Origin of the sequence: Streptomyces sp. NPDC059788 (genome assembly GCF_042732265.1) — a bacterium.
Lineage (GTDB): Bacteria > Actinomycetota > Actinomycetes > Streptomycetales > Streptomycetaceae > Streptomyces.
Genome location: NZ_JBHWHY010000083.1, coordinates 19,350 through 27,130 on the forward strand (window position 1 = coordinate 19,350; position 7,781 = coordinate 27,130).

The window sequence follows — 7,781 nt, forward strand, 5'->3', positions numbered from 1 at the left end:
GGCGGGTGCCGGGTGGATGTGTACGGGGCCGATTGCGCCCGCCGCTGACACTCCTTCTTACATACTTCTCGGTAACAACCCCTAGCGAGGGCCCCGTCGGCGCCTTTATGGTGCGGACATGCCGCACCTGCCCGATGTCGTGCTGTGGTCCGTGCCCGCTTTCGTCGTGCTCACCGTGGTGGAGATGGTGAGCTACCGCCTCCATCCCGACGAGGACGCCGCCGGGTACGAGGCCAAGGACGCGGCGACCAGCGTCGGCATGGGGCTGGGCAGCCTGGTCTTCGACGCCCTGTGGAAGATCCCGATCGTCGCCGTCTACTCGGCCGTCTACACACTGACGCCGCTGCGGGTGCCCGTCCTGTGGTGGACGCTGCCGCTGATGCTGCTCGCGCAGGACTTCTTCTACTACTGGTCGCACCGGGGCCACCACGTCATCCGCGTCCTGTGGGCGTGCCACGTGGTGCACCACTCCAGCGAGAAGTTCAACTTCACCACCGCGCTGCGCCAGCCCTGGACGACCTGGACGGTCTGGCCGTTCTACGTGCCGATGATCGCGCTCGGCGTGCACCCGGCCGCGGTCGCGTTCTGCTCGGGGGCCAACCTCGTCTACCAGTTCTGGGTGCACACCGAGCGCGTCGGCAAGCTCCCCAGGCCCTTCGAATACGTCCTGAACACGCCCTCGCACCACCGGGTGCACCACGCCTCGCAGGGCGGCTACCTGGACCGCAACTTCGGCGGCATCCTCATCATTTGGGACCGGCTGTTCGGCTCGTTCGTACCGGAGACGGAGCGGCCGGTGTACGGGCTCACCAAGAACATCCACACCTTCAACCCGCTGCGGGTCGCCACTCACGAGTACGCGGCCATCGCGCGCGACCTGCGGGCGGCCGACAGCTGGAGCGAGCGGGCGGGGCGGGTGTTCCGGGGGCCCGGGTGGCAGCCGGCCCGGCTCGCCGACGCACCGGCAGCCGCGGAGGGCGGGGCGCCGGAGGCCGCCGGGACGGCCAGGACACCCGCTGCGCCCAAGACGGCCAAGTCCGCGAAGACGGCCAAGGCCGCCAAAGCGCCCAGGACCCGCAAGCCCGCCGACGCCACCAAGGAGCCCGTCGCGTGACGACCGCCGCACGCACGGCGCGGGCCCTGCTCGGCGCCTTCGCCGTGCTGACCGCCGTCCACCTCGGCGCGCTGCTCGCCGGTACGGCCACCGTCGTCCACCTGACCAAACCCGCGCTGATGCCGGTGCTGGCCGCTTACGTGCTGGCCGCCGGCGCGCCCCGGCTGCTCGCCGTCGCACTGCTCCTCGGCTGCGGCGGCGACACCCTCCTTCAGACCGGCGACGACACGCTGTTCCTGGCCGGCATGGGTTCCTTCGCCGCCGGACACGTCTGCTACCTGGTCCTTCTCGCCCGGTGCGGGGCCTTCCCCGGCGGCCTCCGGCGCTCCGGACCGCTCGCCGCCGGTTACACGATCGCCTGGCTCGGCACGGTCGCGCTGCTGTGGCCGGACCTGGCGGCGGACATGCGGCTGCCGGTCGCGGCGTACAGCCTGCTGCTCGCCGCGACGGCCTTCACGGCCCTGCGGCTCGGGCCCCGGGCCACGATCGGCGGGCTGTTCTTCCTGCTCTCCGACACACTGCTCGCCACTGGTCTCGCCCACTGGCAGCAGCCGCCCGCCGCCCAGTTCTGGGTCATGCTGACCTATACGGCGGCCCAGTACGCGCTGGCCGACGGCGTCCGCCGGGCCTATACGGCGCGCGAGCGGCCCGGGGCCACCGGTATCACTCGGGCGTACGGCGAGGTACGTAGCACAACCGTCTGACCGCAAGGAACGTCCGTCATGCGCGCCACCACCACCCACGGCGGGCTTGAGTCTCCCGCCGGGGGAGACCCCACAGTGGACGGCATGAACGAGGACGGCGGCGGCCTGCTGACGATCGGCGCCCTGGCCCGGCGCACCGGTGTGACGGTGAAGACGGTCCGGCGCTGGTCCGACGAGGGCCTGCTGCCGCCCGCCGCCCGCACCCCCGCGGGCTACCGGCTGTACGGCCCGGACGCCCCCGCCCGACTGGAGATCGTGCGCACACTGCGCGAACTGGGCATCGGTACCGCGGAGATCCGGGCCGTACTGTGCAGCGAACGCACCGTCGCCGACACGGCCCGGCACTGGGCGGACGCCCTGGACGCACAGATCCGCACACTGCGGCTGCGGCGCGCCGTGCTGCGGGCAGTGGCCGCGCGGGGGACCGCAGCCGAGGAGCTACCGGACGTGCACCGACTGGCCCGCCTGACCGCCGTCGAACGGCGCCGCATCATCGAGGAGTTCGTCACGGACGCCCTCGACGGCGTGGACGCCCCCGCCTACCGCGCCGGCCTGCTGGCCGCCGCGCCCGACCTGCCCGAGGACCCGGCGCCCGGCCAACTGGGGGCCTGGATCGACCTGGCCGAACACGTCCAGCGCCCCGAGGTGCGGGCCGCGCTGCGGCGGCTGGCCGAGTACAGCGCCCGCGTCACCCCCGCCACGCCGTCCGCGACGGCCGCCGAGGCCGCCGTGCGCGTCGCCGGGCTGATGCGCGAGCGCGGCGACGCTGCCCTCGCGGCCGGGATCGCCCCCGACTCCCCGGCGGCGGAGCCCGTCGTGGCCGAGCTGGTCGCCGCCTGGCTGCCGACCCAGACGGACACGGCCGGCCCGCCCGAACAGGACGGCGCCGCCGCGCGCCGCGGACTGCTGGAACAGCTGGAGACCGCCGCCGAGCCGCACATCGAGCGGTACTGGCAGCTGATGTGCGCCGCCACCGGGCGCCCGCAGCCGCCCCATTGGGACGCGGCCGGCACCTGGACCACTGCGGCGCTGCGTGCCCACCCCGAACCCGGCCCCGCTCCGGTCCTGCCGCCCGCGCCGGACGCGCGGCGGGCGCTGTATGTGTACGAGCGGGTGAGCGCGCACGTCACCGCGCTGGTCGACGCCGTCCCTAAGGACGCGCTGGACCGGCCCACGCCCTGCGCGACATGGTCCGTACGGCAGCTGATCGACCACATGACGTGGGAGAACCTGATGATCGCCTCGATCGCCCGGGACGCGCCCCGCACGGACCCGGACGCCGACCACCTGGGCGACGACCACCCCGCCGCTTTCCGGGAGTCGGTGGCCGGCCTGCTCGCGGCCTTCACCGGCACCCGGATTCTGGAGCGCACGTACGGCCCGTACGAAGCGCCCGGAGCCCTGTTCGCGCAGCAGGCCGCGGTCGAACTCCTCGCGCACGGCTGGGACCTGGCCCGCGCGCTCGGCGCCGGCACGGACCTGGCGCCGGAGGTCGCGGACGAGGTGCTGGCGGCGGCCCACGGCATCTACGGGGCGGCGCCGCGCACCGACGGCGGCTCCTTCGCGCCGGAGCGGGCCGCTCCGGAGGGCGCGGGCGGCGCGGACCGGCTCGCGGCCTTTCTGGGGCGCGGGTGAGACAGCACCGAGGGGCCGGGCGGCGCGCCGCCCGGCCCCTGCCGGACCGTTACCGGTCCTGCGGCGTCGTCAGTCCTGGACCGCGTCCAGCGCGTCCACGATGCCGTAGCCGTAGTGGCCGTTGACGTGCTGCGTACCGGTGCACGTCTTGTCGGCGGCCGGGCAGCCCGGGTTGTCGGCCTGCATCTTCAGGAGCCACTGGATCTCCTGCGGGCTGGACTTCGGGTGGGTGCTCTTCAGCAGCGCCACGACACCGGCCACGTGCGGGCTGGCCATCGAGGTGCCCTGCAGGTAGCCGTAGTCACCACCGGGCATGGTCGACAGGATGCCGCCGTGCTTGGCGGGCAGGTCCGGGACCTGGCGGGAGTCGCCGCCCGGCGCCGCCACGTCGATCACGCCGTTGCCGTAGTTCGAGAAGTACGACTTCAGGCCCTTCACGCCCGTCGAGGCCACCGTGACGGTGCCCGGCAGCTGGGTCGGGACGTCCCAGCACTTCTTCGGGTCGATGGTACGCGAGACCGGCGTGGAGTCGTTCGGGCTGGAGGTGTCGGTCAGCTGCGCCGCCGCCAGGTCCATGTTGGAGTTGCCGGCCGCGGCGACGTTCACCACGCCCTTGCCCTCGGCGTACTTCGCGGCCCGGCCGACGGCGTCCACGATGGCGCCCTGGTCCAGGTCGTCCTTGCAGTTGAACATCCACGGGTCGACGTAGTAGCTGTTGTTCGTCACCTTGGCGCCGTGGTCGGCCGCGAAGACGAAGGCGCACACCACGCTCTCGGCGTAGAACAGGCTCGTCTTGGGCTCGCTGACCTTGATGGCGGAGAGCTTCACGCCCGGTGCCACACCGGCCACGCCCACGCCGTTGCGCGCGGCGGCGATGGTGCCCGCGACGTGCGTGCCGTGGTAGTCCTCGGCCGGGTCGTACGGACGCCAGGCGCCCGGCGAGGTGTCCGGCACGCCGCCCACGCAGTTCGCGGACTGCTTGGCGGCGAAGTTGGCCTTCAGATCCGGGTGGGTGTCGTCCACACCGGTGTCGATGACGGCGACGGTGACCTTCTTGCTGCCCTCGTCGATCTTCGCGGCCTGGTCCGCCTTGATGGCGGGGATGTCCCACTGGAGCGGCTCCAGCGGCTCCTTGTCGTCGCCCGCGGCGTTGGCCACGCGGGCCGCCTTGGCCGCCTTGTCGGCGGTGAGGCGCTCGACCTTCTGGGGCTTGCCGACGTCCGTGGTCGCGGACGCCTTCAGCGGGGTCGTACGGGTGGCGCCGGCGGACTGCACGCCCGGCGCCTTGCGTATGGTGGCCGCGAACAGCGGGTTCGCCGAGTGGACGACGATCACGCCTATCTTCTCGTGCGCGACGACCACCTTCCCGCCGGCCGCCTTGATCGCCTTCGTGACCTTGCCGACCGAGGCGTGGCCCGGCGTGGCGTTCACGACGTACGAGAGCAGCGGCCCGTCGGTGGCGACGGCGGCCGGAGCCGCGTCCTGGGACGCGGCGGTGGCCGCGGCCGGCAGGAAGCCGAGGGATGCCGTCAGAGCCAGACCGAGCGGCACGGCAAGCGCCCGCACCCGTCTGGATCGGGGATGCGCCATGGGTACTCCACATCATCCGTGAGACCGCCCGCACGCCGATTGCGCACGGGCAGGTGCATACCGCCGTCCGGGGGAATGGCCCCGACGCGCGGCAAGTCCCCGTGAAGTTATCCGTGTCGACCACGGAACATCAATGGATCAGGGAGAAAACCTGTCACAAGCCGCAGACTGACAAGCCGTCAGGCACGGGTGCCACGGAAGGGCCCGGGGGTGGCACGCCGCGCCGGGCGGCCGTTCCCGGACCGCGGGCCCGCCCTCAGGACTCGCGCCGCAGCGCCGCCAGGCTCAGCGGGGGCAGCGCCGGCCGGTGGCCGTACCAGCGTCCGGGCGCCGCCCGCCGGGGCCGCCGCTGCGCCGGGGCGGGCGCCACGGGGGCGGCCAGCCGCACCGTTCCGTACGGGCGGCGGCCCGGCCCGGGGGGCTCGGTGTGCGGTGTGGACATCACACTCTGCCCAACGAACGGGCCCTGCCGCGGTGGCGGCCGGCACCCGTGCTTCCTGCGGAATTCAACCAACCGACCTCTGTCGCATCGAATGCCGCCCCTCTACGATGCGTGATCCGTATCACTTACGCACCCTTTATCGCCGGGCTCCGCCGTCCACCCCTACGCACACCAGGAGAAGCCGTGAGCACCGCACCGCCGCCCACCGACCCGGGGCCGCACCGGCCGCCGGACTTCCGCGAGGTCCAGACGAGCCCGGAATTCAGCGAACTGCGCCGCTCCTACCGTTCGTTCGCCTTCCCCCTCACCGTCGCCTTCATCCTCTGGTACCTGCTGTACGTGCTGCTCTCCAGCTACGCGGGCGGCTTCATGGGCACCAAGGTCCTCGGCAACGTCAACGTCGCCTTCGTGCTCGGCATCGCGCAGTTCGTCACCACCTTCCTCATCGCCTGGTGGTACTCCCGCCACGCCGCCACCCGGCTCGACCCGAAGGCCGAGGCGATCAAGACCCGCCTGGAGGGTGACGCATGAGCCCCACCCCGCAGCTCGCCACCGGCGCGCAGCAGCTCGCCGACGGTGCCCGGCAGCTCGCCGCGAGCGGCGCGGGCGAACACCGGACGCTGATCATCACGCTGTTCGCGGTCTTCGTCGCCGCGACGCTGGGCATCACCGTCTGGGCCGGCCGGCAGACCAAGGGCGCCGAGGACTTCTACGCGGGCGGCCGCCAGTTCAGCGGCTTCCAGAACGGCCTGGCGATCTCCGGCGACTACATGTCCGCCGCGTCCTTCCTCGGCATCGCGGGCGCCATCGCCCTCTTCGGCTACGACGGGTTCCTGTACTCCATCGGCTTCCTCGTCGCCTGGCTCGTGGCGCTGCTGCTGGTGGCCGAACCGCTGCGCAACTCCGGCCGGTTCACGATGGGCGACGTGCTCGCGTACCGGATGCGCCAGCGCCCGGTGCGCACCGCCGCCGGCGTCTCCACGATCATCGTCTCGATCTTCTACCTGCTCGCCCAGATGGCGGGCGCGGGCGCCCTGGTCACGCTGCTGCTCGGCATCACCAGCGAGGCCGGCAAGATCCTGGTCGTCGTCCTCGTCGGCATCGTGATGATCCTCTACGTCTCCATCGGCGGCATGAAGGGCACCACCTGGGTCCAGATGGTCAAGGCCGTCCTGCTGATCGCCGGCACCCTGCTCATCACGTTCCTGGTGATGCTCAAGTTCAACTTCAACATCTCCACCCTGCTCGGCAGGGCGGCCGAGGAGAGCGGCAAGGGCGCCGCCTTCCTGGAGCCCGGTCTGAAGTACGGCGTGACCGCCACCTCGAAGATCGACTTCATCTCGCTGGGCATCGCGCTGGTCCTGGGCACGGCCGGCCTGCCGCACATCCTCATCCGCTTCTACACCGTGCCCACCGCCAAGGCCGCCCGGAAGTCCGTGAACTGGGCGATCGGCATCATCGGCGTCTTCTACCTGATGACCATCGCGCTGGGCTTCGGCGCCGCCGCCCTGATCAAGCCCGAGACGATCATCGCGTCCAACAAGGCGGGCAACACGGCCGCCCCGCTGCTCGCCCAGGAGATCGGCGGCGGCGCCGACTCCACCGGCGGCGCGATCCTGCTCGCCGTGATCTCCGCGGTCGCCTTCGCCACCATCCTCGCGGTCGTCGCCGGGCTCACCCTCGCCTCGTCCTCGTCCTTCGCGCACGACCTGTACGTCAACGTCATCCGCAAGGGGCAGGCCACCGAGAAGGAGGAGGTGTCCGCCGCGCGCTGGGCGACCGTCGGCATCGGCGCCGTCGCCATCGTCCTCGGCGTCTTCGCGCGCGGCCTGAACGTCGCCGGCCTGGTGGCCCTCGCCTTCGCCGTCGCGGCCTCCGCCAACCTGCCGACCATCCTCTACAGCCTGTTCTGGAAACGGTTCACCACCCAGGGCGCGCTGTGGTCCATCTACGGCGGCCTGGCCTCCTCCGTCCTGCTCGTGCTCTTCTCGCCGGTCGTCTCCGGCAAGGAGACCTCGATGTTCCCCGGCGTGGACTTCCACTTCTTCCCGCTGGAGAACCCGGGCCTGGTCTCCATCCCGCTGGGCTTCCTGCTGGGCTGGGTCGGCTCGCTGCTGTCCAAGGAGGAGCCGGACGTGAAGAAGTACGCCGAGCTGGAGGTCCGCTCCCTGACCGGGACCGGGGCGCACTGACCGGGGCCTGGGCGTGCTGACCGGTATCGGGGCGCACTGATCCGCACCGCTCGGGCGCTCGGCACCGCCGGCGGGCGGGCCGGCGTCGTAGATCTCTACGACGC

At 72.3% G+C, this 7,781-nt stretch carries 7 protein-coding genes; 5 read left to right on the forward strand and 2 right to left on the reverse strand.

Features of this window, described 5'->3' with window-relative positions; genetic code table 11:
* The first annotated feature begins 118 nt into the window (after nt 1–118).
* The 3 genes from ACFV57_RS40890 to ACFV57_RS40900 are packed head-to-tail and all read left to right on the forward strand — an operon-like array spanning nt 119 to nt 3,453.
* Entirely contained in the window at nt 119–1,114 is a 996-nt protein-coding gene (locus ACFV57_RS40890) for a sterol desaturase family protein (RefSeq protein WP_385243792.1), read from the forward strand.
* Nucleotides 1,111–1,818 carry a lysoplasmalogenase gene (locus ACFV57_RS40895; RefSeq protein ID WP_385243794.1) on the forward strand — a complete coding sequence of 236 codons (708 nt, stop codon included), beginning with the start codon at nt 1,111–1,113 and terminating at the stop codon, nt 1,816–1,818. Before ACFV57_RS40890 ends, ACFV57_RS40895 begins: the two co-directional genes overlap by 4 nt.
* An 18-nt stretch (nt 1,819–1,836) precedes the next feature.
* Nucleotides 1,837–3,453 carry a TIGR03086 family metal-binding protein gene (locus ACFV57_RS40900; protein WP_385243797.1) on the forward strand — a complete coding sequence of 539 codons (1,617 nt, stop codon included), beginning with the start codon at nt 1,837–1,839 and terminating at the stop codon, nt 3,451–3,453.
* Between the two features lie 69 nt (nt 3,454–3,522).
* Here the strand turns inward: ACFV57_RS40900 and ACFV57_RS40905 are convergent, their stop codons facing one another.
* On the reverse strand, nt 3,523–5,043 hold the full coding sequence (locus ACFV57_RS40905) for a S8 family serine peptidase (protein WP_385243799.1): 1,521 nt from the start codon (nt 5,041–5,043) through the stop codon (nt 3,523–3,525).
* Nucleotides 5,044–5,299: 256 nt separating this feature from the next.
* Nucleotides 5,300–5,485 carry a hypothetical protein gene (locus ACFV57_RS40910; protein WP_385243802.1) on the reverse strand — a complete coding sequence of 62 codons (186 nt, stop codon included), beginning with the start codon at nt 5,483–5,485 and terminating at the stop codon, nt 5,300–5,302.
* A 183-nt stretch (nt 5,486–5,668) separates the two neighbouring features.
* On the opposite strand from ACFV57_RS40910, the gene ACFV57_RS40915 reads away from it, so the two are divergent.
* Together ACFV57_RS40915 and ACFV57_RS40920 are read left to right on the forward strand one after the other, a co-directional pair.
* Nucleotides 5,669–6,016, forward strand: a complete 348-nt coding sequence (locus ACFV57_RS40915; RefSeq protein ID WP_385243805.1) for a DUF485 domain-containing protein — start codon at nt 5,669–5,671, stop codon at nt 6,014–6,016.
* On the forward strand, nt 6,013–7,677 hold the full coding sequence (locus ACFV57_RS40920) for a cation acetate symporter (RefSeq protein ID WP_385243807.1): 1,665 nt from the start codon (nt 6,013–6,015) through the stop codon (nt 7,675–7,677). The genes ACFV57_RS40915 and ACFV57_RS40920 overlap by 4 nt, the downstream gene beginning before the upstream one ends.
* Nucleotides 7,678–7,781 lie beyond the last annotated feature (104 nt).

Coding starts and splice junctions, on each gene's coding strand:
- ACFV57_RS40910 (WP_385243802.1), bottom strand. CDS start 5,485: ATGTCCACACCGCACACCGAGCCCCCCGGGCCGGGCCGCCGCCCGTAC.
- ACFV57_RS40900 (WP_385243797.1), top strand. CDS start 1,837: ATGCGCGCCACCACCACCCACGGCGGGCTTGAGTCTCCCGCCGGGGGA.
- ACFV57_RS40905 (WP_385243799.1), bottom strand. CDS start 5,043: ATGGCGCATCCCCGATCCAGACGGGTGCGGGCGCTTGCCGTGCCGCTC.
- ACFV57_RS40920 (WP_385243807.1), top strand. CDS start 6,013: ATGAGCCCCACCCCGCAGCTCGCCACCGGCGCGCAGCAGCTCGCCGAC.
- ACFV57_RS40890 (WP_385243792.1), top strand. CDS start 119: ATGCCGCACCTGCCCGATGTCGTGCTGTGGTCCGTGCCCGCTTTCGTC.